The 21,519-nt window shown below is 67.4% G+C and carries 19 protein-coding genes; 7 read left to right on the top strand and 12 right to left on the bottom strand.

Annotated elements, in window-relative coordinates; translation table 11 throughout:
* Positions 1–31: 31 nt before the first annotated feature.
* The 4 genes from HMPREF2924_RS30885 to mreB all read right to left on the bottom strand — a co-directional run bounded on the left by HMPREF2924_RS30885 (position 32) and on the right by mreB (position 3,330).
* Positions 32–637, bottom strand: a complete 606-nt coding sequence (locus HMPREF2924_RS30885; RefSeq protein WP_003134789.1) for a Maf family protein — start codon at positions 635–637, stop codon at positions 32–34.
* Positions 638–726: 89 nt separating this feature from the next.
* Positions 727–1,221: a rod shape-determining protein MreD gene (gene mreD / locus HMPREF2924_RS30880; protein WP_003094389.1), complete on the bottom strand. Its 495-nt coding sequence runs from the start codon at positions 1,219–1,221 to the stop codon at positions 727–729.
* A complete protein-coding gene (gene mreC / locus HMPREF2924_RS30875) occupies positions 1,221–2,261 on the bottom strand; it encodes a rod shape-determining protein MreC (RefSeq protein WP_071533941.1) in 1,041 nt (346 codons plus the stop codon). Before mreC ends, mreD begins: the two co-directional genes overlap by 1 nt.
* Before the next feature lie 31 nt (positions 2,262–2,292).
* Positions 2,293–3,330 carry a rod shape-determining protein MreB gene (gene mreB / locus HMPREF2924_RS30870; protein ID WP_003094393.1) on the bottom strand — a complete coding sequence of 346 codons (1,038 nt, stop codon included), beginning with the start codon at positions 3,328–3,330 and terminating at the stop codon, positions 2,293–2,295.
* A gap of 239 nt (positions 3,331–3,569) precedes the next feature.
* On the opposite strand from mreB, the gene gatC reads away from it, so the two are divergent.
* The 5 genes from gatC to HMPREF2924_RS30845 all read left to right on the top strand — a co-directional run bounded on the left by gatC (position 3,570) and on the right by HMPREF2924_RS30845 (position 7,734).
* Complete coding sequence (gene gatC / locus HMPREF2924_RS30865; protein ID WP_003094397.1) at positions 3,570–3,857, top strand: Asp-tRNA(Asn)/Glu-tRNA(Gln) amidotransferase subunit GatC; 288 nt, start codon at positions 3,570–3,572, stop codon at positions 3,855–3,857.
* Positions 3,858–3,872: 15 nt separating this feature from the next.
* Entirely contained in the window at positions 3,873–5,327 is a 1,455-nt protein-coding gene (gene gatA / locus HMPREF2924_RS30860) for an Asp-tRNA(Asn)/Glu-tRNA(Gln) amidotransferase subunit GatA (RefSeq protein WP_023094990.1), read from the top strand.
* A gap of 91 nt (positions 5,328–5,418) precedes the next feature.
* Positions 5,419–6,879, top strand: a complete 1,461-nt coding sequence (gatB, locus tag HMPREF2924_RS30855; RefSeq protein WP_071536084.1) for an Asp-tRNA(Asn)/Glu-tRNA(Gln) amidotransferase subunit GatB — start codon at positions 5,419–5,421, stop codon at positions 6,877–6,879.
* Between the two features lie 59 nt (positions 6,880–6,938).
* Positions 6,939–7,316 (top strand): septal ring lytic transglycosylase RlpA family protein, encoded by a 378-nt coding sequence (locus HMPREF2924_RS30850; protein WP_003094403.1) that lies wholly within the window; start codon positions 6,939–6,941, stop codon positions 7,314–7,316.
* Positions 7,317–7,347: 31 nt separating this feature from the next.
* A complete protein-coding gene (locus HMPREF2924_RS30845) occupies positions 7,348–7,734 on the top strand; it encodes a carboxymuconolactone decarboxylase family protein (protein WP_003134814.1) in 387 nt (128 codons plus the stop codon).
* 114 nt (positions 7,735–7,848) lie between these two features.
* Here HMPREF2924_RS30845 and HMPREF2924_RS30840 read toward each other — a convergent pair whose 3' ends face one another.
* The 8 genes from HMPREF2924_RS30840 to HMPREF2924_RS30805 all read right to left on the bottom strand — a co-directional run bounded on the left by HMPREF2924_RS30840 (position 7,849) and on the right by HMPREF2924_RS30805 (position 20,137).
* Entirely contained in the window at positions 7,849–8,640 is a 792-nt protein-coding gene (locus tag HMPREF2924_RS30840) for a YfaP family protein (protein ID WP_003094407.1), read from the bottom strand.
* Between the two features lie 4 nt (positions 8,641–8,644).
* Positions 8,645–10,294 (bottom strand): YfaQ family protein, encoded by a 1,650-nt coding sequence (locus HMPREF2924_RS30835; RefSeq protein WP_023094991.1) that lies wholly within the window; start codon positions 10,292–10,294, stop codon positions 8,645–8,647.
* Positions 10,291–14,841, bottom strand: a complete 4,551-nt coding sequence (gene magD / locus HMPREF2924_RS30830; RefSeq protein ID WP_003134831.1) for an alpha-2-macroglobulin MagD — start codon at positions 14,839–14,841, stop codon at positions 10,291–10,293. The genes HMPREF2924_RS30835 and magD overlap by 4 nt, the downstream gene beginning before the upstream one ends.
* A 26-nt stretch (positions 14,842–14,867) precedes the next feature.
* The gene (locus HMPREF2924_RS30825; RefSeq protein ID WP_003094413.1) at positions 14,868–15,506 is read right to left on the bottom strand and encodes a DUF1175 domain-containing protein; all 639 of its coding nucleotides are present in this window, start codon (positions 15,504–15,506) and stop codon (positions 14,868–14,870) included.
* Positions 15,503–17,272 (bottom strand): DUF2138 domain-containing protein, encoded by a 1,770-nt coding sequence (locus HMPREF2924_RS30820; RefSeq protein ID WP_003134833.1) that lies wholly within the window; start codon positions 17,270–17,272, stop codon positions 15,503–15,505. The genes HMPREF2924_RS30825 and HMPREF2924_RS30820 overlap by 4 nt, the downstream gene beginning before the upstream one ends.
* 38 nt (positions 17,273–17,310) lie before the next feature.
* A complete protein-coding gene (locus tag HMPREF2924_RS30815) occupies positions 17,311–18,120 on the bottom strand; it encodes a YfaP family protein (protein WP_003094417.1) in 810 nt (269 codons plus the stop codon).
* Positions 18,121–18,282: 162 nt separating this feature from the next.
* On the bottom strand, positions 18,283–18,843 hold the full coding sequence (locus HMPREF2924_RS30810) for a response regulator transcription factor (RefSeq protein WP_003094419.1): 561 nt from the start codon (positions 18,841–18,843) through the stop codon (positions 18,283–18,285).
* A 25-nt stretch (positions 18,844–18,868) separates the two neighbouring features.
* Positions 18,869–20,137: an ATP-binding protein gene (locus HMPREF2924_RS30805; RefSeq protein WP_003094421.1), complete on the bottom strand. Its 1,269-nt coding sequence runs from the start codon at positions 20,135–20,137 to the stop codon at positions 18,869–18,871.
* Between the two features lie 276 nt (positions 20,138–20,413).
* Here HMPREF2924_RS30805 and HMPREF2924_RS30800 point away from each other — a divergent pair, with 276 nt between their 5' ends.
* Both HMPREF2924_RS30800 and HMPREF2924_RS37140 read left to right on the top strand, forming a co-directional pair.
* The gene (locus tag HMPREF2924_RS30800; RefSeq protein ID WP_003094423.1) at positions 20,414–21,124 is read left to right on the top strand and encodes an SIMPL domain-containing protein; all 711 of its coding nucleotides are present in this window, start codon (positions 20,414–20,416) and stop codon (positions 21,122–21,124) included.
* Between the two features lie 252 nt (positions 21,125–21,376).
* The coding region (locus tag HMPREF2924_RS37140; RefSeq protein ID WP_166793946.1) for a hypothetical protein at positions 21,377–21,519 on the top strand (143 nt) is incomplete at its 3' end.

The following is a 21,519-nucleotide window of genomic DNA, read 5'->3' as shown; positions in this document are numbered from 1 at the left end:
GTCCACTGTCCTTATTTCGGCGCGTTAGGCGTTACGGCGGGTTGCCACCCACGGGCTGCCAGCAAGGGATGCCGAATTCCCTCAACAGTTCCGCAGTTTCACACAAAGGCAGCCCGACCACCGCACTGTAACTGCCTTCGATGCGGCTGACGAATATCGCCCCGAGGCCCTGGATCGCATATCCGCCCGCTTTGTCCGCCGGCTCGCCGCTCTGCCAGTAGCGCAGCGCTTCTTCCGGAGCGACCTGGCGGAAGCGCACCCGGCACTCCACCACCCGCGCCTCGACGCCGCCAGCGGCGGCCAGGGCCACGGCGGTGAGAACCTGGTGTTCGCGCCCGGACAGCGCAGCCAGCATGGCCAGCCCGTCGGCCTGGTCCACGGGCTTGCCGAGAATTCGCCCGTCGATCACCACCGAGGTATCCGCGCCCAGGACACAACCGCCCTCGCCGCGCCCTTCCAGCATAGCCAGCCCGGCGGCCGCCTTGCCGCGCGCCAGGCGCTCGACGTAGGCGGCGGGCGCTTCGTTCGGCAAGGGGGACTCGTCGATAGCGGTGGCGAGCACGGACAGCGGCACGCCGATCTGGGTCAGCAGTTCACGGCGACGGGGCGAGGCGGAGGCGAGATACAGCGACGGCATGGAGGCTCCCGGGAAACGCGTCGGGCGATGCGCCGATCGCCCGTTTCGAAGAATGACGATATCCGCCGCAGCATAGCTGCGAAGCGGACCTACCTCACGTTGAGACGCAGGCGGACGAACTGCAGCAGGGCGTACACCCAGGGCCAGAGCAGCGCGCTGACCAGGGCCGGGAGCAGGAAGGTCAGGGTCGGCGGACGATTGCCGGTCAGGGCGTTGAGCCAGAGCTGGAGTAGCTGCGCCAGGCCGTAGACCACCACCAGCACCAGGCACTGCTGCCAGGCCGGGAACATGCGCAGGCGCTGGTGCAGGGACAGCACGAGGAAGGTGATCAGGCCGAGGATCAGCGCGTTCTGCCCGAGCAGGTTGCCGTAGAGCACGTCCTGGGCCAGGCCGAGCAGCCAGGCGGTGACCATCCCGACGCGCTCGGGCAGCAGCAACACCCAGTAGGTCAGCAGCATCGCCAGCCACAGCGGGCGGCCGATCTCGGTGAAGGTAGGCATCGGCGCTACGGCCAGCACCAGCCCGACCAGCAGGCTCAGCCAGATCACCCAGACATTGTTCGAACCTTGAGTCGCGCGAGCCATCAGCGGCGTCCCCCGTTGGCCGCCGGAGCGGCAGGCTGCGTGGGAGCTGGCGCGGGCGCGGCGGCGGGCTGCTGCGCAGCGCCCTGGGCTGCCGGGGTGGCCGGCGACGGCGCGGCGGCCGGTTGCGCGGCAGGCTGGGGCGCCTGGGCGCCGGCGGCGGCTTTCTTGTCCGCCTCTTCCTGGGCCTCGGCGGCGTCGTTGGCGCGCTGTTCCGGGGTGCGGCTGTCGCTGAACACCAGCAGCACGTAGCGGCTACGGTTCATCTTCGCGGTCGGCACCGCGCGCACCACGGCGAACGGCTGGCCGGAATCGTGGATCACTTCCTTGACCGTGGCCACCGGATAGCCGGCGGGGAAGCGTTGCCCCAGGCCGGAGCTGACCAGTAGGTCGCCTTCCTTGATGTCGGCGGTGTCGGCGACGTAGCGCAATTCCAGGCGCTCGGGATTGCCGGTGCCGACGGCGATGGCGCGCAGGCCGTTGCGATTGACCTGCACCGGGATACTGTGGGTGGTGTCGGTGAGCAGCAGGACCCGCGCGGTATAGGGCATCACCTCGACCACCTGGCCCATCAGGCCGCTGGCATCGAGCACCGGCTGGCCGACGAAGACGCCGTCGTTCTCGCCCTTGTCGATCATGATGCGTTGGGTGAAGGGGTTCGGATCGACGCCGATCAGCTCGCTGACCAGTACCTTGTCGTCGACCAGCGCGGCGGAATTGAGCAGCTCGCGCAGGCGCACGTTCTGCTCGGTGAGCGCGGCGAGTTTCTGCACCCGGCGCTGCATCAGCAGGGACTCGGCCTTGAGGCGTTCGTTCTCGGCGATCAGCTCGCTACGGCTGCTGAACTGGTCGCGCACGCCTTCCCAGGCGCGCACCGGCATTTCCGCCAGGCCGTAGAAAGGCGTGAGCACCATTCCCAGCTTGCTGCGGACGGGCTCCAGATAGTCGAACCGGGCGTCCACCACCATCAGGCTGACCGACAGCACGGCCAGCACCAACAGGCGAACGCCCAGCGACGGGCCTTTGGAGAATAGCGGTTTGATGATCCGCTCCTAGGCGACGATGCTCGCCACCTTACTCGGTGGAGAGCAGGTCCATGGAGTGGCGGTCCATCATCTCCAGCGCACGGCCACCGCCGCGAGCCACGCAGGTCAGCGGCTCCTCGGCGACGATCACCGGCAGGCCGGTTTCCTGTGCCAGCAGCTTGTCCAGGTCGCGCAGCAGCGCACCACCGCCGGTCAGCACCAGGCCGCGCTCGGCGATATCCGAGGCCAGCTCCGGCGGCGATTGCTCGAGGGCGCTCTTGACCGCCTGGACGATGGTCGCCAGGGACTCCTGCAGGGCCTCGAGGACCTCGTTGGAGTTCAGGGTGAAGCTGCGCGGTACGCCTTCGGCCAGGTTACGGCCGCGGACGTCGACTTCGCGAACGTCGCCGCCCGGGAAGGCGGTGCCGATCTCCTGCTTGATGCGCTCGGCGGTGGATTCGCCGATCAGGCTGCCGTAGTTGCGGCGCACGTAGGTGACGATGGCTTCGTCGAAGCGGTCGCCGCCGACGCGGACGGATTCGGCGTAGACCACGCCGTTGAGGGAAATCAGGGCGATCTCGGTAGTGCCGCCGCCGATGTCTACGACCATCGAGCCGCGGGCCTCCTCGACCGGTAGGCCGGCGCCGATGGCGGCAGCCATCGGCTCTTCGATCAGGAACACCTCGCGGGCGCCGGCGCCCAGGGCGGATTCGCGGATGGCCCGGCGCTCAACCTGGGTGGACTTGCACGGCACGCAGATCAGCACGCGTGGGCTGGGCTGCAGGAAGCTGTTCTCGTGGACCTTGTTGATGAAGTACTGCAGCATCTTCTCGCAGACGCTGAAATCCGCGATCACGCCGTCTTTCATCGGACGGATGGCGGCGATGTTGCCCGGGGTACGGCCGAGCATGCGCTTGGCCTCGGTGCCCACGGCGACGACGCTCTTCTGGCTGCCATGGCTGCGAATGGCGACCACGGACGGTTCGTTCAGGACGATGCCGCGCTCGCGCACATAAATAAGGGTATTGGCAGTACCCAGGTCGATCGACAGATCGCTGGAAAACATGCCACGCAATTTTTTGAACATGGGAAAGAAACCCTAGGCGAAGCGTGGGTGAAAAATACGCGGGTAAAAAAGTGCGGCAAACTCTAACAACGACGGGGATTTTGGGCAAGGCGGGCAATATGCTAAATTGCAGGCTTTTCCCGGCCCCACAAGGCCCGTCCAGGCGGAATTAGACCGCCGACCGCGGCATCCGTTCCCTGCCTTATATAACGCATGGCGCCCCGCCGCCCTTCCAAGGCCGCTTTTGCTGGAGACTCCCGATGGCGCTTGAACGCTCCGACGTGGAAAAAATCGCCCATCTCGCCCGCCTGGGCCTGAGCGAGGCCGATCTTCCGCGCACCACCGAGACCCTGAACAACATCCTCGGCCTGATCGACCAGATGCAGGCGGTCGACACCAGCGGCGTCGAACCGCTTGCCCACCCGCTGGAAGCCACCCAGCGCCTGCGTCCGGACGCGGTCACCGAGACCGATCACCGCGACGCCTACCAGACCATCGCCCCCGCCGTGGAAGAAGGTCTGTACCTGGTTCCGAAAGTCATCGAGTAATAAGGACGCGGACACATGCTGCATCAATTGACCCTCGCCGAGGTCGCCCGCGCCCTCGCCGACAAGCAATTTTCCGCCGAAGAGCTGACCCGCACCCTGCTCGGTCGCATCCGGCAGCTGGATCCCCAGCTCAACAGCTTCATCAGCATCACCGACGACCTGGCCATCGCCCAGGCCAAGGCAGCCGACGAACGGCGCGCCAACGGCGAGAACGGCGCCCTGCTCGGCGCGCCGATCGCCCACAAGGACCTGTTCTGCACCCAGGGCGTACGCACCAGCTGCGGTTCGAAGATGCTCGACAACTTCGTCTCGCCCTACGACGCCACCGTGGTCGAGAAGCTCGCCGCCGCCGGCGCCGTTACCCTCGGCAAGCTGAACATGGACGAATTCGCCATGGGCTCGTCGAACCAGTCCAGCCACTACGGCGCGGTGAACAACCCCTGGAGCCTCGACCGCGTGCCTGGCGGCTCCTCCGGCGGCTCCGCCGCGGCAGTCGCCGCGCGCCTGCTGCCGGCCGCCACCGGCACCGATACCGGCGGCTCGATCCGCCAGCCGGCGGCGCTGACCAACCTCACCGGGATCAAGCCGACCTACGGCCGGGTTTCCCGCTGGGGCATGATCGCCTACGCCTCCAGCCTCGACCAGGGCGGCCCGCTGGCGCGCACCGCCGAGGACTGCGCGCTGATGCTGGGGGTGATGGCCGGATTCGATCCGAAGGACTCGACCAGCGTCGAACAGCCGGTGGACGACTACCTGGCCGCCCTGCAGAAGCCGCTGAGCGGCCTGCGCATCGGCCTGCCGCGGGAATACTTCGGCGCCGGCCTCGACAGCCGCATCGCCGACGCGGTGCTGGCCGTGGTCGAGGAGCTGAAGACGCTCGGCGCCACGGTGAAGGACATTTCCCTGCCGAACATGCAGCACGCCATCCCGGCCTACTACGTGATCGCGCCGGCCGAGGCGTCCTCCAACCTGTCGCGCTTCGACGGCGTGCGCTATGGCTATCGTTGCGACGCCCCGCAGAACCTGGAAGACCTGTACAAGCGCTCGCGCGCGGAAGGCTTCGGCAGCGAAGTGAAGAACCGCATCATGGTCGGCACCTACGCACTGTCGGCCGGCTACTACGATGCCTATTACCTGCAGGCTCAGAAGATTCGCCGGCTGATCAAGAACGACTTCGTCAGCGCCTTTGCCGAAGTGGACGTGATCCTCGGCCCGACCACGCCGAACCCGGCCTGGAAGATCGGCGAGAAGAACGACGACCCGGTTTCCCAGTACCTGGAAGACATCTACACCATCACCGCCAACCTCGCCGGCCTGCCGGGGCTGTCCATGCCCGCCGGCTTCGTCGACGGCCTGCCGGTGGGTGTCCAGTTGCTCGCGCCCTACTTCCAGGAAGGTCGCCTGCTCAACGTCGCGCACCAGTACCAGCAGGTCAGCGACTGGCACACCCGCACCCCGGCCGGCTTCTAAGCCATGGCAACGCCACGCAGTCCCCTCCCCTCTCCCGGCGCGGAGAGGGCGACCCGCAGGGTCGGCAGCGGGACTGCGCAGGCACAGAAGGATTGAGGAACACCACATGCAATGGGAAACCGTGATCGGGCTGGAAATCCACGCACAGCTCGCCACCCAATCGAAGATCTTCTCCGGCAGCTCGACCGCCTTCGGCGCCGCGCCGAATACCCAGGCCAGCCTGGTCGACCTGGCCATGCCGGGCACCCTGCCGGTGCTAAACGAGGAGGCCGTACGCATGGCCTGCCTGTTCGGCCTGGCGATCGACGCACGGATCGACCGGCAGAACGTGTTCGCCCGCAAGAACTACTTCTACCCTGACCTGCCGAAGGGCTACCAGACCAGCCAGATGGACCATCCCATCGTCGGCAAGGGCCACCTCGACATCACCCTGGAAGACGGCACCACCAAGCGCATCGGCATCACCCGCGCGCACCTGGAGGAGGACGCCGGCAAGAGCCTGCACGAAGACTTCCAGGGCATGAGCGGCATCGACCTGAACCGCGCCGGCACGCCGTTGCTGGAGATCGTTTCCGAGCCGGATATCCGCAGCGCCAAGGAAGCCGTGGCCTACGTCAAGGCGATCCACGCCCTGGTGCGCTACCTGGGCATCTGCGACGGCAACATGGCCGAGGGCTCGCTGCGCTGCGACTGCAACGTCTCGGTGCGACCGAAGGGCCAGGCCGAATTCGGCACCCGCGCCGAGATCAAGAACGTCAACTCCTTCCGCTTCATCGAGAAGGCGATCAACCACGAGATCCAGCGCCAGATCGAGCTGATCGAGGACGGCGGCAAGGTGGTCCAGGAAACCCGCCTGTACGACCCGAACAAGGACGAGACCCGCTCCATGCGCGGCAAGGAAGAAGCCAACGACTACCGTTACTTCCCCTGTCCCGACCTGCTGCCGGTGGTCATCGAACCCGAGTACCTGGCGAAGCTGCGCGAGCAACTGCCGGAACTGCCGGTGCAGAAGCGCGAACGCTTCGAGAGCCAGTACGGCCTGTCCGCCTACGATGCCAGCGTGCTGTCCGCCAGCCGCGAGATGGCCGACTACTTCGAGAAGGTCCAGGGTATCTGCGGCGACGCCAAGCTGGCGGCCAACTGGGTGATGGTCGAGCTGGGCAGCCTGCTCAACAAGGACGGCCTGGAGATCGAGCAGTCTCCGGTGTCCGCCGAGCAACTGGGCGGCATGATCCTGCGCATCAAGGACAACACCATCTCCGGCAAGATCGCCAAGATGGTCTTCGAAGCCATGGCCAACGGCGAGGGTTCCGCCGACCAGATCATCGAGGCCAAGGGCCTGAAGCAGGTCACCGACAGTGGCGCCATCGAGAAGATGCTCGACGAGGTGCTGGCGGCCAACGCCGAGCAGGTCGAGCAGTACCGCGCCGCCGACGAGGCCAAGCGCGGCAAGATGTTCGGCTTCTTCGTCGGCCAGGCGATGAAGGCCTCGAAAGGCAAGGCCAACCCGCAGCAGGTGAACGAGTTGCTGAAGAAAAAGCTCGAAGCGTGAGTCAAAGCCAGACGCCGGGTTCGCCCGGCGTCTTCTTGTCCGCCAGGAGCCTGTTGTCCATGCCCAACCCATCCGCCGCCGCGCGCCTCGCCCTCGCCGTCCTGCCCCTGTTCCTCGCCGGCTGCTCCAGCCTCGCCGGCAGCGGTTCCGCGGATACCGGCGAAGCCTCCTACTATGGCAGCCGCCACGCAGGCCTGCGTACTGCCAGCGGCGAGCGCTACAACCCCAACGCAATGACCGCTGCCCACCGCACGTTGCCGTTCGGTACCCGCGTGCGGGTAACCAACCTCGACAACCGCCGCAGCGTGGTGGTGCGGATCAACGATCGCGGGCCGTTCCGCCGCGGGCGGATCATCGATGTATCGCGCAAGGCCGCCGAAGGCCTGGGTATGATCCGCAGCGGCGTGGCGCCGGTTCGGATAGAGTCGCTGGATTGAGCCACCTTCTACCCACGACAGGAACCTTCCGATGAGCGACCAAGGCAAGACCGGCCTGGAGATCCGACGTGAAGTCATGGGCGACGCCTTCGTCGAGCGCGCCATGGGCAACGCCACCGCCTTCACCCAGCCATTGCAGGACTTCGTCAACGAGCATGCCTGGGGCTCGGTCTGGGCCCGCGAGGCGCTGCCGCGCAAGACCCGCAGCCTGATCACCCTGGCCGCCCTGACCGCCCTGAAATGCCCGCAGGAACTCAAGGGGCACGTGCGCGGCGCGCTGAACAACGGCTGCACGGTGGAGGAAATCCGCGAGGCACTGCTGCACTGCGCGGTCTATGCCGGGGTGCCGGCGGCGATCGATGCGTTCCGTGCGGCCCAGGAAGCGATCGATACCTGGCAGGGCGAACAGCCCGCCTGAGCCCAGGAGCCATTCGCAGCGGCATGAGCGCCGCCGCCAGGCCACGCGGTTGGTAACGCCGATGCCTGAGCGACGGCGAATAACGCCAGAGGCGTTATCCGCCAGCGCAGGCGCCTACGGATAACTGAAGCGCTTAACCAGCGTCAGTTCGCCAGGCTTGCGCATCGGCACCAGGAAGGTTTCCTGTTTCTCGTTCGGCGTGCCCTCTTCGGTGACCAGGGTGATGCGCGCCGTGGTCAGGTCCTGGGCGGCCTGTTCGGCGCCATCCTCGCTGCTGCCGTAGCCACCGCCAAAGTAGTTGACGTAGACCAGGTAGGGCCCCTTCTGCGGCGTCGGCGTGGCGATGATTTCCGGGCCGTAGCCGGTGGTGACGTCGACATCCAGGGTCGCGCCGTTGGCCAGCGAACGATTGCCATACCAGACATGGTCGCCGTCCGGGGTCACCAGGTGCAGGTCGAGGTCGGTGTTGTCGCTGTCCCAGGACAGCAGCACGCGCAGCTTGGCCGGCACTTCCCCGCCGCCGCCACCGTGATAGAACTGGACCCGTCGCGACTGCCCGGCGGCGTTGCGCACCTCGACGCTGTTGCTGCCGGACGGGAAGGCGAACGGGCGGTCGAAGCTGCCATCGGCGTCCACCTTCAGCGGCATGCTCACACCGTTCACCACCAGCGTCGCCGGGCGGTCCTTGGGCTGGCTCTCGATCGCGCCGCGAATGCGCGCGGTGGTCGCCTGGTCGGCGGCGACGTTGACCGAGGACGCCGGGTAGTTCACCACCTGCCGGTAATTGGCGGCGGAACCGTCGCCGGCACGCCAGCCGGAGACCGGCGTATCCAGTTTCACGGGGTTGTCCGCCCAGGCGACGAGGGGAAGGCAACTGAGCAGGGCGGCAAGGGAGATTCGGTTCATGGAGTCATTCCAGTAGCAGGCGCCGGGCCAGGCTTTCGACATAGTTTTCGTCCTGGCCGCTGGGATGGGCGCGGAAGGCCAGGTGCAGGTATTCATGGGTGAGGTCCAGGCGTTCCTGTAGGGAATACAGGCCGCGGACGAAGATGCGTTCGCGCTCGCGATCGACATAGGGTCGCCCGGAAGCCAGGCGGCACACGGAAAAACTCGGAATCTCCTCGTAGCCGGGCTCTCGGTCGAGGCGCTCGCGCCACTGCCGGCGCTGCTTGCGCAGCCAGTCTTCGGCGGCCGGCAACGGCTGGCAGGCGGCCACCGGGTTGTCCCAGCGGCTCAGGCTGCTGCGCGGGAAAGCCTGGGCGAGGATGCTGTCGTAGCCCAGTCCCTGCCCGGCTTGCTCCACCGCGTGCTTCCAGGACAGGCGCGCCGGGCCAGGCTGGTCGGAGTGATAGTTGACGGTCGCCCCGGCCAGCACCAGGTCGGCGCTCCAGGCGGCGATCCGCCGCGTCGGCGCGCTGGCCGGGCGCGGCGCCACGCGCTGGCGCTGGCTGCTGTCATCGATGGACAGGCATTCGCCGCGCGGCGCGGCGTTTTGCAATAGATAGGTGCGAATGGTCACCGCCAGCGCGCGAGCGGCTTCCTTCGGCCGCGCCGAGGCTTCGCGCTCCAGCACCCGCGCCACGTACTCTTCGCGCGAAACCCGCGCGACCAGCCGCGGCACGCCATCCACCCGCTGCAGGAAGAGGTCGCCGGCGCTGGCGATGTCCAGGCGATTGCCGTTGGCGAACAGCACTTGCTGCGGACCATGCAGCAGGCCTTCGGAGGCCGGGTGGCCGGCGGGATCGCTGACCGAACGCAGCGGATAGCGGCTGAACAGGTTCACTTCCACGCAACGGCCCGGATCGGCCGGCCACGGACTCGGCAGGAAGCGCCCGAGCACCTCGGCGTAGCGGTCCAGGATCACCTTGCTGGTTCCCGGGCCGCCGAGCCAGAGCGGCGTTCCATCGACCAGCCAGCCGGCGAAACCGCCCTGGCGCGCCTGCGGGTCATGGTCGTCGAGCCAGCTCCAGGTCTTCACCCGCAGGCGGCCGCCAAGGCTGGCCACGGCATGGCCCTCGCCGGCCTGCAACGCCACGTCGAGCAGTACCCGCCGCGCCTCGCCCTGGGCCGGTAGCCGCTGCAACTGTTCCAGAAGCTCCTTAACCGGCACCCGCGTCTGCGGTTGCAGCCGCTCCAGATCGAGCAACCAGGCCGGTGCCCGGCGCGCCTGCCAGTAGTCGCGCCAGGCCTCCGGCCGCAAGGCGAGGCGCTGCGGCTCGAAATACAGCCCGCAGGAGCGCACCAGGGCGCGGTCACGACCGATCGTCTGGCCATTCTCGCAGCAGTAGACCTCCTCGCGGCTGCGCCCCTGGCAGGCATAGGGCGGCTCGGCCTGGCCGGTGTCGCTCAGCCAGGCGAAGACGAACAGTTTCCACAGGCTGCCCAGCGGAGCCTGCAAATCGGCCGGCAACGGCCGGCGCTCGAGCATCCGCTGGCGATCCAGGCTCACCAGTTCGTAGCCCTGGGTCGTGCGCCAGGCCAGCTGGACCGGCGCCTCCGCTGCGCGAAGCAGCAACGGCACGGCGCACAGCAGGACCAGCCAGGCGCGCAACGCAATCACTCGACCTTGACCTTGGCCAGCGCCGGCTTGGCTTCCAGGGCCTGCTGTTCCGGCGCGTAGAGACGCAGGTAGCGGGCCGGTGGCAGGTTGAAGCTGCCTTTCTGGGAGAAACGCACCAGGTGACGGAAACGCTGCTCGCCACTCAGGCTGTCCACCGGCACTCCGTAGAACAGCTCGCCCGGTTCGTTGCGCGCGCGCTCCAGGGTGGTCGCCTCGTCGCCGGCCAGGCCGCTGATCTTGATGCCCCAGGTGGTGCGCTCGACATCCGCACCGGGCGGCAGCGGCAGTTCCAGCATGCCGTAGCGTAGAGCGGTGTCTTCCGGAACGGTCAGGGTCACTTCGTCGAGATACAGTTCGTCGCTGGAAAGCGGCTTGTCGCCGACCTCCTCGACCTTGAACTCGAACGCCCCCTCGCCGGGCACCAGGCGCAGCAGGCGACGGCTGATCTGCACCGGCAGTTGCCCGCTCGGCGCCTGGGCGCTGCGGTAGCTGAGCGCAACCGGCAACGGCCGGGCCGGCGCCTCGTCCAGGTCGACCCAGCTCGGAATGCCGCGGCCGCGCCATTGCCAGTAGGTTTCGCCGGTGGCGCCGCGCTGCGCTTGCCAGTCCTTCGGCGGCTGCGGCAGCTTGCCCTGCGGCGCCTGGGCCAGGGCGCCCTGCAGCCAGGTCAGGGCCAGGGCGCGTTCCAGGGTCGATTGCGCCGGCGCCAGGCGTTGCAGCAGAGCGCTGGCCTGCTGGCCGTCCACGGCCGAGCGAGAGGCCAGCAAGGCATCGGTGAACGGCAAGCCGGCCTCACGCAGGCGCTGCGTCGCCGTCTCGGCCTGGGCGGCCAGCGGCGCGGGCACCGCAACCCGCAGTTGCCGTGCCAGGTCCACCGCCAGCACTCGCGCCGCGGCCAGGCCGACGGCCGAGTCCGGGTCGCCCAGCACCAGGCCGTCGTCGGCCTCCAGCGGCTCCGCGCGCGCCTGCCCTTCGCCGGCGTTGGCCAGATCGTTGAGCAGGCCGCCGAGCAGGGTGTTCACCGGCAACTGCATGTCGCGGGCGAAAGCCAGGATCAGCGCGCGCTGCAGCAGCGGGGTCTGCGTCGCCTGCTTGGCGTAGGGCTCGAGGATGCGCTGCCAGTGTTCGGCCGGCAGTTGGATCTCCAGTGCGCGGCTGGCGTACCAGTCGGCGTAGTAGGCGTAGGCGGTGAGGAAAGCGTCGCCATCGACGTCGCCACCCCACCAGGCGAACCAGGCGTCCGGGCCAGCCATCTGCACCAGGCGCAGGCGACTGTTCTGCATGATCAGGCGCAGGCGGTCGCGAATCCGCGGCTCGCCGCCGGCCAGCGCCGGATAGGCGATGCTCAGCGGCAGCAGTTGGCTGGCGGTCTGCTCGACGCCGCCGTAGGGATACTCCAGCAGATCATCGAGATTGCCCAGGTAGGCCGCGGCCGGGCCATCGGCCAGGCGCAGGCGTACGTCGCGGGCGTCCGCCGGCAGTTGCAACGGGTTGCTCGCCGCCGCCAGGCTGAGGTTCTGCGCCTGCTCCACCTGCCAGCCGTCGGCCAGCAGGTTGAAGCGCACCGCCAGGCGGTCGCGGACCTGCCCGTCCTGGCGCAGCTCGGCGCTCCAGTCGCCATCGCTGAGCGGCTGTTGCGCCAGCGGAATGTAGTTGACTCCCTTGGCCAGCTCCAGGGGCTGGCTGCGCTGGCTGCCAGGCGGCCCGCTGAGCAGCTCGGCCTTGACCGGCTGTTCGCCCTGGTTGAAGACGAACAGGCCGAGGTCGGGCTGGTCACCCTGGCGGAAGCGGGTCGGCCCGCTCCATTTCAGGTACAGCGGCTTCTCCGAGCGAAGGAACTGCTTCTTCTGGCCGACCTGGCCGTTGTCGTCGATGGCCCGTGCGGTGATCCGCCAGCGGGTCAGCGAGTCGGGCATGCGGAAGCTGAAGCTGGCCTTGCCCTGGGCATCGGTGACCAGCTCCGGCTGCCAGGCGGCGGTGTCGACGTCCTCGCGGCGCGGCCGCTCCAGTACCTTGACGCCGCGCTCGCTGCGGTTCGCCCGTCCGGGTGCGCTGGTGCTGCCGGGCAACGCCACGTCGTAGCTGATGAAGGCCAGGCTGGCGCTGGTGCGCACGTTGTTGCGCCGCGGATGGTAGAAGAACTGGTCGATGCCGGGGGCGATCTCCGCCTGCAGGGCATAGACCATCTCATCCACCACGCTGACGGTCAGGTGGCTGGAAACCGGTTTGCCGGCGAAGCGCGTGGCCAGGGTCACGGTCACCGTCTCGCCCGGTTCGTAGCGCTCCTTGTCGGTGGCGATGTCGATCTCCACCTGGGGCATGCCGACCTTGATCCCGGCGTTCTGGAAGCTGTAGTCGCCGCCCTTGGTGTAGAGCACCGAGAAGGTCAGGTTCGGCGAGAACTCCTCGCGCACCGGGATCCGCACGCGGTACTGGGTCGGATTGAGCTTTTCCAGGCGCAGCCAGTCGGCGCCCTTTGACAGCAGGGCGGTGGCCTCGACCTTGTCGCGCTCCAGGGACAACAGCGCATCCTCCACCGGCTCGGGGAAGGTGATCAGTGCGGAGGCTTCCTCGCCGGTGCGGTACTCGGGCTTGTCGAACACCACCTCGACGGTGCCCGGCACCGACTTCACGCCCTCGCCGCTCACCGAGTGGCCGGTGGCGCCAAGGAGCTGGCCCTTGTCGTCGCGCAGCTCCACGGAATAGGTACCGGGACGCTCGAAGGCCAGCGCGAAGCGGCCGTCGGCGACCGGACCGCTGTCGGTGGCGCGGTCCTCCAGGCGGATCCACTGGTAGCTGCTCGGCTTGAGCGGGGTCGGCTGTTCGCTGGCATAGCTGAACTCGACCTTCTCGCCGGCGGCGCTGAAGCGCTGCGGCGCGCTCAGGCGGTAGCGCGCGGCACCGCGCTCGATGAGGATCTCCTTGCTGGTCTTGACCCGGTAGGCGGCGCCGTCGCTGGCGAAGATGGTCAGCATGTAGCGACTGGGTTTCTCGGCCGGCGGCAATTCGATGGCGGCGCGGCCCTTGCCGTCGGTGGTCAGTTCGGTGCTGCTCAGTTCCACCGGGAACTGGCCGAGATACTGCAGTTCGTTGTCCACCATCGACAACTGCTGGGCGCGCAGGCTCAGTTGCAGGCGCGCGTTGGCCACCGGCTTGCCGTCCGGATAGAGCAGGACGATCTCGCCCTTCACCGGCTCGGCGGTCTTGAAGTCCGGCTTGGCCAGGTCGAGGGAGACTTCGAAGTGCGGCTTGATGTATTCGGCGACGCGGAAGGCGCTGCTGTAGGTCTGCCCGCGGTAGTCGAAGCGCAACTCGTAGCCGCCGGCGACGGCGTTCTCCGGCAGTTGGAAGCGGCCATTGGCGCCGCTCTTCGCGTCGAAGCGGAGGTCCAGGCTTTGCAATACCGTGCCGCTGGCGTCGATCACGCTCAGGCGCACCGGCGCGCTGGCGGCGGCCTGGGATTGACGGGCGTCCTTGAACTCGCGGCCGACCATCTTCAACGAGACCCAGTCGCCCGGCCGGTACAGCGGGCGGTCGGTGAAGGCGTAGATCTTGGTGTCGTAGATCTCGCTGTCGTAATAGAAGTTCTCGGAGACGAAGACCCCACCCTCGCGGTCCTCGCCGATCACGTAGGAGCGCTCCGGACTGGCGTGCTTGAGCCGCAGCAGGCCGTCGGCGTCGGTATTGCCGCTGCTCATCACGCCCAGGCCGTCGGTCCACAGCACCTTGGTGTCGGGCACCGGGGTGCCTTCGTGCTTGCGTGCGGTCCAGACCAGCAGCTCGTCGCCGGCGACCTTGCTCACCGCCACGCTGTTGGAGACGAACACCACGGTGGTGGCGCGGTACTTGCCGACCAGCGCCTCGACCAGGTAGAGGCCCGGCTTCAGCTTGCCCAGCGGGATGTAGACATTGCCCGGCACGACGTTGATGAACTCGCTGGAGGAACCGGCCAGCTTGACGTCCTGCGGCGGCTCGATGGGCTTGGCGTCCCACAGCGGATAGCGGAACTGGCTGACCAGCGGCAGGCCGGGAATCGGCGCGTATTGCGGCTGCGCGTCGTAGGGCGTCGGCGCGGTCATGGCGTTGCCCATCTTCAGCTCGGGCACCGCCTCGGTGACCTGTTGCCGCGACTCGTAGGAGAAGGCGCGCTGCATCACCCGGCGCGACTTGCGATACCAGTTGTCCCAGAGATAGGCCAGGGTGTTCGACAGGCCTTCGCCCTTGAACTGTCCCTCGGCCAGGACCCGGTGCAGGTTCTTCTGCCGCTTGAGGAACTCCAGCGGCTGTTCGATCCGGTACAGGCGCACGTCGACCCCGCCATAGGGCTCCATGCGGTAGCGCCGGTAGTCGCGGCCGGGCGCTTCGAGACGGACCCGCGCTTCCTCGTCGGTGGCGAAGCTGCTGTCGGCGAGCAGGAAGAAGGATTCGCCGGCCATCGGCGTGTAGCCGCTCGGTTCCACCGTGTCTTCCGCCTGGACGGCGGCGAACGGCAGCAGGACCAGGGCGGCGACCGCCAGGCTACGGCTGAAACGGCGCAGGTTGCTCATTGCTGTGGTCTTCACTGGGACGCGATTCATTGAGAGAGGAAAGCCAGCCGATAGATGCCGATAAAGTTGGGATTGGATTCGTCGGGGATCCATCGGGTGTCCTTCCATGTCATGAGTTGTTGCAGGCTGACCGAGCGCATGCCGTTATCGGTCGGGGTGCTGCTGCCGGTGTGATAGGCGATGGAGCGGCCCATCCAGATCATCAGGTGCTGGTCGTCGCCCTGGTCGTAGAACATCAGGTCGCCGGGGCGCGCCTGGTTGAGGTCGCGGCCGACCAGCCGACTGTTGAACTGCACCAGCTTGATCGCATTCACGTAGGGCCCGACCTGGCCGCCACCCTGCTGCCAGTTCTGCGCCAGGCGCCGTTGCTCGGGACTGAGCGCCAGCTCCGGGGGCAGGTAGCGGTTGGACAGGCCGTTGGCGCGCAGCCACTTGCCATCGTGGACTTTCAGCGCCTCGTTGGCGGCGAAGCGCACCAGGCCGGCGCAGTCCTGCTGGTGCCAGCGCGGACTCGGCCCTTGGCGCAACTGTTCCTGGGCGATGCGCACGAACCAGGCGCGGAATACCTGCGATTGCTGCGGGTCGAGCGTTACCGCGGGCTCGCCGCGGGCACCGCCGCTGGCCAGCAGGAGCAGCGCCAGGCCGAAGGCAGTCAGACGTCTCACAGCGACCGCCATTCCAGCGGCAGCCATTGCCACGGTGCGTTGGCCTGGCTTCCGGCAGGCAGCCCGAGGGCGTAGCTGCCCTTGCCGGCGAGGGTTTTCAGGCGCGGCATCAGGTAGGTGTCGGCGGCATTGCGGAATACCGGCTCCATATCCTGCGGCAGGCTGTCGAGGGTTTCCCGTTGCAGCAGTTCGGAGAGCGGCTGCGGCGCCAGGTAGGCCGGTACCAGCGCATCCTTCGGCAACACCTCGGCGAGCGGCGGATAGCGTTTGTCGAGGGTGTCCAGGGCCTTGCCGAGCAACTGGTCGTCGAGGGAGAACAGCAGGGTCTGGCCATGGCGCGCCATGCCGATGCGGAAGAACGCGCGGCCGCTGATGCTGTCCGGGTTGTCCGCCTGGCTGGCCGGATAGGCGCCGAAGTTCGAGCTGACCTGGCGGGTCCAGCGGCGGGTCTGGCCATCCACCCGGTCTTCCACCGGGAAGCTGCCACCCTCGACCTTGGCTTCCTTCGCGCCGATCACGCGACCGAACAGCTTGCCCAGCTCGTCGTCGAGTTCGGCACTGGCCGGCGCGCTCAACTGGCCCACCAGCAGCGGCGAATGCAGCCGCGAACTGGCGTACCAGCAGAGACCGGCAGCGCCGCTGAGATGCTCGGAGAAGGCCTGGGCCATCTTCTGCTCGGCCCCCAGACGCTCCAGCATCACCCCGTACAGGCCAGGGGTGACCGGCAGCGCCACGCAGGCGCTGGCGCCCATCGGCATGGCCTGCCAGACCGGGGCGAAGTCCAGCGGCGGCTGGCGTTCCACCTCGTTCAGCGCCAGGTAGCTGCTCCAGCCCTGCTCGCCCTTCTCGAAGCGCACCCCGGCGAAGCTCGGGATGAAGCGCTGGTAGCCCATGGCCAGGACGCTGGCATTGAGGGTGATGCGCTGGCGCAGCTCGCCGCGGCCCGGCAGGCCGAAGCGCTCGGGGAACAGTTCGTCGCCGTCGAGCAGTGCCTCCAGGTCTTCGCTGGCCGGAGCGTTCAGCGGGCTGTCGTCGCTTTCGCCACCATCGTCGAAGAGCATCCGTGGGTTCGACAGCAACAACAGCCGGTCGCCCTTGGACAGGAACAGCATCGCCTTGTCGTTGCCGTAGCGCAGGCGATAGACCGAGGTTCCCGCCAGCTCGCCGACCTTGCGCAACTGCTGGTCGTCGGTGGCGATATGGGCCAGCGGCTCGAGCACTCGCGCCAGGCCGCCGCGCTTGAGCACCACCACGAAGTCGCGCAGGCGGCCGTCGGCGCCGCGCCAGAGGGCGACCTGGGCCGGTTGGTCGAGCAGTTCCTCGACCAGGCTGTCCTTCAGGGTCAGGTCGTGCTCGTAGATGATCCGCCGCAACGTACCGGTCAGGCCAAGGCGGTCGCCATTGTTCTCGTAATAGAAAACGAAGTCCTCGGTCAGGGTATCGCGCAGCAACGGCACCTCGAGGATTTCCTTCGGCAGGCGGCTCAGCGACACGCTCTCGATCAGCGCGTCGGGCTTGCGCAGGTCACGGTAGGCACGCGGCGCGTCGGCGTCCGCGGGTGCCTGGGCGCCGATCGGCTGGCCGAGGTCCTCTTCGGCCGGGCGCCCTCCGCCGAGCCGCTCCAGCCAGCCCATCTGCCAGGCCAGCACACCGCCGGCGGCCAGCGCGGCGACGATCCCCAGCACCGGCCACAGGGCGCTTCGGGTGCGCGCAGCGGCGGGCGCAGGGGTTCCGTTGGCAGGGCTGGGGGTGTTGTTCTCGCTCATGGTTCGCTAATCCCGTGTCATCCGTACGAGGGGATGCTTCAGTAGGTAAAGGTCTTGACCAGCACCAGGTCGCCGATGGTGCGCAGGGGCACGACGAAGGTCTCGTGCTTCTCGTCGACGCTGTTTTCGTTGAACACCAGGTTGACCTGCGCGGTGATCACGTCCTGTACGTTGCTGCCGGCCTGGAAGTTGTAGCCCTGGTTGTTGAGGTTGCCCCAGTAGTTCACGTAGATCAGGTAGGTGCCGTGCAGCGGCGCGCCCATGGTGAACATCTCCGGGCCGGGCCCGTCGACGCCGTCCGGATCGAGGCCGCCGCTGTTGCTCAGGCGCGGATGCGCCCAGTAGGCGTGCTGGCCATCGGGGGTGACGATATGCAGGTCAAGCTCGGCCTTCGGATCGTCCCAACCCAGCACCACGCGCACGCGCGGCGGCAGTTGGGAGCGATTGGCCTCGTAGAACTGTACGCGCTTGAGGATCTTGCCGTCGGCGCTGCCGACCTGGACGCCGTTGGAGCCGTGGCCGAACGCATAGGGGCGGACGAAGCGCCCGGCGCCGTCGGTATAGAGAGGGAGAGGATTGCCGTTGACCACCAGGCGCTGGGCGCGCTCGGTGCCGACCAGTTCGCGCAGGTGTCCTTCGATCAGGCTGCGGCCGCGCTGGCCGCCGCGATCGATGGGCGGAGTCGGATAGGCGACACGCGGGGCATCGGGCTGTTCGAGCAGGCCGGAATAGCGCCAGCCTGCCGTCGGACCATCCAGGTCCACCGAAGGCTCGGCTAGTGCAGGCAGCCCGAAGGCCAGTCCGAACAGCACCGACAGGCAGCCGGCACTCGAACCGAAGATACGCATGATCAATCCCTGGTCGTGCGATTCATGAAAGCTGCATCTTAACGATTGCGCTGTCCGCTGGATATCCCCGGCGACCGGCGGAATCTGCGAAATCCACCGCGATTCGACGGAAAACGGAAAGCACAGGGGGCGCCATGCGGCGCCCCCGTTGTCATTTACGCTTCAGCGCCGTACCGGCCGCTTCTGCAGCTTGCGCTGCAAGGTCCGTCGATGCATGCCCAGGGCACGGGCGGTGGCGGAGATGTTGCCCTCGTGCTCGGCGAGCACGCGCTGGATGTGCTCCCATTGCAGGCGATCCACCGACATCGGGTTTTCCGGCACCAGGGTGTCCAGGTCGGCGTGCTCGGAGAGCAGCGCGGCCAGCACGTCATCGGCATCCGCCGGCTTGCACAGGTAGTTGCAGGCGCCGCGCTTGATCGCCTCCACCGCGGTGGCGATGCTGGAATAGCCGGTGAGGATCACCACCCGCATGTCCGCGTGCAGCTCCAGCAGCTTCGGCAGCAGCACCAGGCCGGAGTCGCCTTCCATCTTCAGGTCGAGCACGGCGTAGTCCGGCGTATCCTGCTGGGCCAGCGCCAGGCCTTCCTCGGCGGAGCCGGCGGTGCTGACCCGCAGGCCGCGACGGCTCATGGCCCGGGCCAGGACCCGGGTAAAGGTGGGATCGTCGTCCACCAGCAGGAGGTGGGGATGTTCTTCCCCTTCGAAGAGCAGCTCTTCAGACATAGGCAGGGCCTCTCAGACGGATCACTCAAGCCATTCCGTAGCTGCGCGGCAAGCGCAGTTCGGTCAGAGTGCCGCCATCTTCGTGGTTATACAACTTCACCGTTCCACCAGCGCGGGTCACGCTGGCCTGACTGAGAAACAGGCCGAGGCCGAAGCCCTTGCCCTTGGTGGTGAAGAACGGTTTGCCGATCTGTTCGGCGATCGCCAGGGGCACCCCGACACCGTGGTCGCGGATACTCAGGCAGATACTGCTGCTGTCCCAGTCCAGGCGGATGTCGAGGTCGTCGGGACAGGCGTCCGCCGCATTGTTCAGCAGGTTCAGCAGAGCCTGGCTGAGGTCGGTCGGCGGGGTCAGGCGCGGCGCGGAGCCGAGGCCCAGGCACTGGTAGCGGTAGGAGGCCTCCGGACGCATCAGGTGCCAGCGGCGCAGCACCGATTCCAGCCATTCCGCGGCGCTTTGCTCTTCGATCGCCTGGCGACGGTCGGCCTCGGCCGCCCGTACCAGTTGCTGGAGGGTGTGCTTGCACTGCTTGACCTGTTCCTGGAGCAATGCCAGGTCTTCCTGCAGGGTCGGGTCCTGCGGGCGCTCCTGGCGCAACTCGTTGAGCAGCACGCTCATGGTCGCCAGCGGCGTACCCAGTTCGTGCGCAGCACCGGCCGCCTGGGTGGCCACCGCGAGCAACTGCTGGTCGCGCATGCTTTCCTCGCGCCGCTCGGCCTGCATGTGCGCCTGCCAGCGCAGGGCCTCGGACATCTTCACCACGAAGAAGGTGATGAAGGCCGCCGACAGGGCGAAGTTCAGCCACATGCCGAACAGGTGCAGGTTGATCAGCATCGCCTCGTGCTGAACCGCCTGCAGGTGCAGCGGGTGGTACCAGATCAGCAGCAGGGTGTAGCCGGTCAGGGCCAGGCCGGAGAGCACCATGGAGTAGATCCAGGGCAGGGTCGCAGCGGCGATGGTCAGCGGTACCAGGTAATAGGAAACGAAGGGGTTGGTCGAGCCGCCCGAGTAATACAGCAAGGTGCTGTGGATGATCAGGTCGCAGGCCAGTTGTACCGCGTACTCCTGGTCGGTCACCGGCCACGGCGCGCGCAGGCGCAGCGCGGTGAACAGAATCAGGCAGGCGGACAGGCCAAGGGTCAGGCCGAGCGCCAGCCACGGCAGCGGCAACAGGTCGGAGAGCCAGGCGAAACCCACCGAGCCGGCCTGCGCGGCCAGCACGAGAATACGGATGAGGAGCAGACGGCCAAGGTTCTGGCGACTGGCGGAGAGCAGGAAAACCGGTGCGCGCATGTTTTCTTCCGGAATAAGCGCGAGTATAGCCAAGACGCTGTCGGCAACTCTGCGGCAAAGTGACTCAGAAACCTCGCAGGTCGCCATCCTGCCCTGTTTCGCCGAGCGCTGTCAGGGCTCAGATCAGTAAATTTCACGTTTTTTCCGAAATCGCCTAACCCGTTCCGGGAAAAGCCTTCGTCTCATGGTCCAAGACTGGCGTATAGGCGTGTTTGCCGCGCCTGCCGGAACGATGCTCTACAGTGTGAATTCAGCCTTAGTACAAGGAGTTGCCCAATGTCTGCGATTTCCCGCCTGGCCGCCGCCGTCACCCTCTGCGCCGCCAGCCTCTCGGCCGTCGCCGAGGAAGCGCCGCGCTACAACCAGGTCTCGCTGCACGCCGAAGTCAGCCAGCAGGTGGCCCACGACCTGATGCAGGTCACCCTCTACAGCGAAAACCAGGGCAGCGATCCGGCCAAGCTCGCCGCCGAGACCACCAGCGTCCTCAACGCCGCCGTCGCCGACGCGCGCAAGGTCAAGGGCGTGACCATCAGCCTGGGCAGTCGCAACAGCTATCCGGTCTACGACGACAAGGGCCAGAAGATCACCGGCTGGCGCGAGCGCGCCGAGCTGCGCCTGGAAAGCTCCGACTTCGCCGCCCTCGGCCAGCTTTCCGCCGACCTGCTGGGCAAGCTGAAAATGGGCGGCATGGACTTCAGCATCGCCGATGCGACCCGCAAGAAGAACGAGGACCAATTGATGAAAGGCGCCGTGGACGCGTTCAAGGAGCGCGCCCAGTTGCTCACCGAGGCGCTCGGCGGCAAGGGCTACAAGCTGGTCAGCCTGAGCGTGAACAGCGCCGGCGCACCGCGCCCGTACCCGGTGATGCGGATGGCGGCGATGAAGGCCGACGCCAGCTTCGGCGGCGCCCAGGCGCCGGAGATCGAGGCCGGGACCAGCCAGGTCACGGTCAACGCCGACGGTGTGATCGAGGTGCAGATGCCCTGATCCGGCCGGCGCGCACCACAAGAGGCAGCCTCCGGGCTGCCTCTTGCGTTTCCACTGTCTCTCGCGCAGCAAACGCGGCCTGCGTCGCGTTTGCGCAAATTCGAAAATGCGACATTCCCTTTCAATCGGATAACAACATCTACACTGAAGCGACCTCGACGCTTGCGGCCGGCACACGCCCTGCATAGCTTCGCGCAAGACAGCTCACGAGGCTGTCCCTCGCAGACAATCAAAATAACCAGAGGTCACTCCATGCGTAGAAACGCCGTCATCCGCTCCGCGATCATGCCCTCGCTGCTCGGCGCAGCGCTGGTCGCCGCCGTTCCCCAGGCCTTCGCCAGCAACCTGATCTTCTGCTCGGAAGGCAGCCCGGCCGGCTTCGATCCCGCCCAGTA

Source organism: Pseudomonas sp. HMSC063H08 (assembly GCF_001813645.1).
Classification (GTDB): domain Bacteria; phylum Pseudomonadota; class Gammaproteobacteria; order Pseudomonadales; family Pseudomonadaceae; genus Pseudomonas; species Pseudomonas aeruginosa.
The sequence above is the reverse complement of the archived record's forward strand: the minus strand, read 5'-3'. Positions and strand labels throughout refer to the sequence as shown.

Bases quoted from the DNA above. Each gene is read 5' to 3' on its own strand.
- HMPREF2924_RS30810 (WP_003094419.1), bottom strand. From the start codon at position 18,843: ATGTCTGAAGAGCTGCTCTTCGAAGGGGAAGAACATCCCCACCTCCTG.
- gatC (WP_003094397.1), top strand. From the start codon at position 3,570: ATGGCGCTTGAACGCTCCGACGTGGAAAAAATCGCCCATCTCGCCCGC.
- HMPREF2924_RS30805 (WP_003094421.1), bottom strand. From the start codon at position 20,137: ATGCGCGCACCGGTTTTCCTGCTCTCCGCCAGTCGCCAGAACCTTGGC.
- HMPREF2924_RS30800 (WP_003094423.1), top strand. From the start codon at position 20,414: ATGTCTGCGATTTCCCGCCTGGCCGCCGCCGTCACCCTCTGCGCCGCC.
- gatA (WP_023094990.1), top strand. From the start codon at position 3,873: ATGCTGCATCAATTGACCCTCGCCGAGGTCGCCCGCGCCCTCGCCGAC.
- mreD (WP_003094389.1), bottom strand. From the start codon at position 1,221: ATGGCTCGCGCGACTCAAGGTTCGAACAATGTCTGGGTGATCTGGCTG.
- HMPREF2924_RS30820 (WP_003134833.1), bottom strand. From the start codon at position 17,272: ATGAGCGAGAACAACACCCCCAGCCCTGCCAACGGAACCCCTGCGCCC.
- magD (WP_003134831.1), bottom strand. From the start codon at position 14,841: ATGAGCAACCTGCGCCGTTTCAGCCGTAGCCTGGCGGTCGCCGCCCTG.
- HMPREF2924_RS30815 (WP_003094417.1), bottom strand. From the start codon at position 18,120: ATGCGTATCTTCGGTTCGAGTGCCGGCTGCCTGTCGGTGCTGTTCGGA.
- mreB (WP_003094393.1), bottom strand. From the start codon at position 3,330: ATGTTCAAAAAATTGCGTGGCATGTTTTCCAGCGATCTGTCGATCGAC.
- HMPREF2924_RS30885 (WP_003134789.1), bottom strand. From the start codon at position 637: ATGCCGTCGCTGTATCTCGCCTCCGCCTCGCCCCGTCGCCGTGAACTG.
- HMPREF2924_RS30840 (WP_003094407.1), bottom strand. From the start codon at position 8,640: ATGAACCGAATCTCCCTTGCCGCCCTGCTCAGTTGCCTTCCCCTCGTC.
- HMPREF2924_RS30850 (WP_003094403.1), top strand. From the start codon at position 6,939: ATGCCCAACCCATCCGCCGCCGCGCGCCTCGCCCTCGCCGTCCTGCCC.
- HMPREF2924_RS30845 (WP_003134814.1), top strand. From the start codon at position 7,348: ATGAGCGACCAAGGCAAGACCGGCCTGGAGATCCGACGTGAAGTCATG.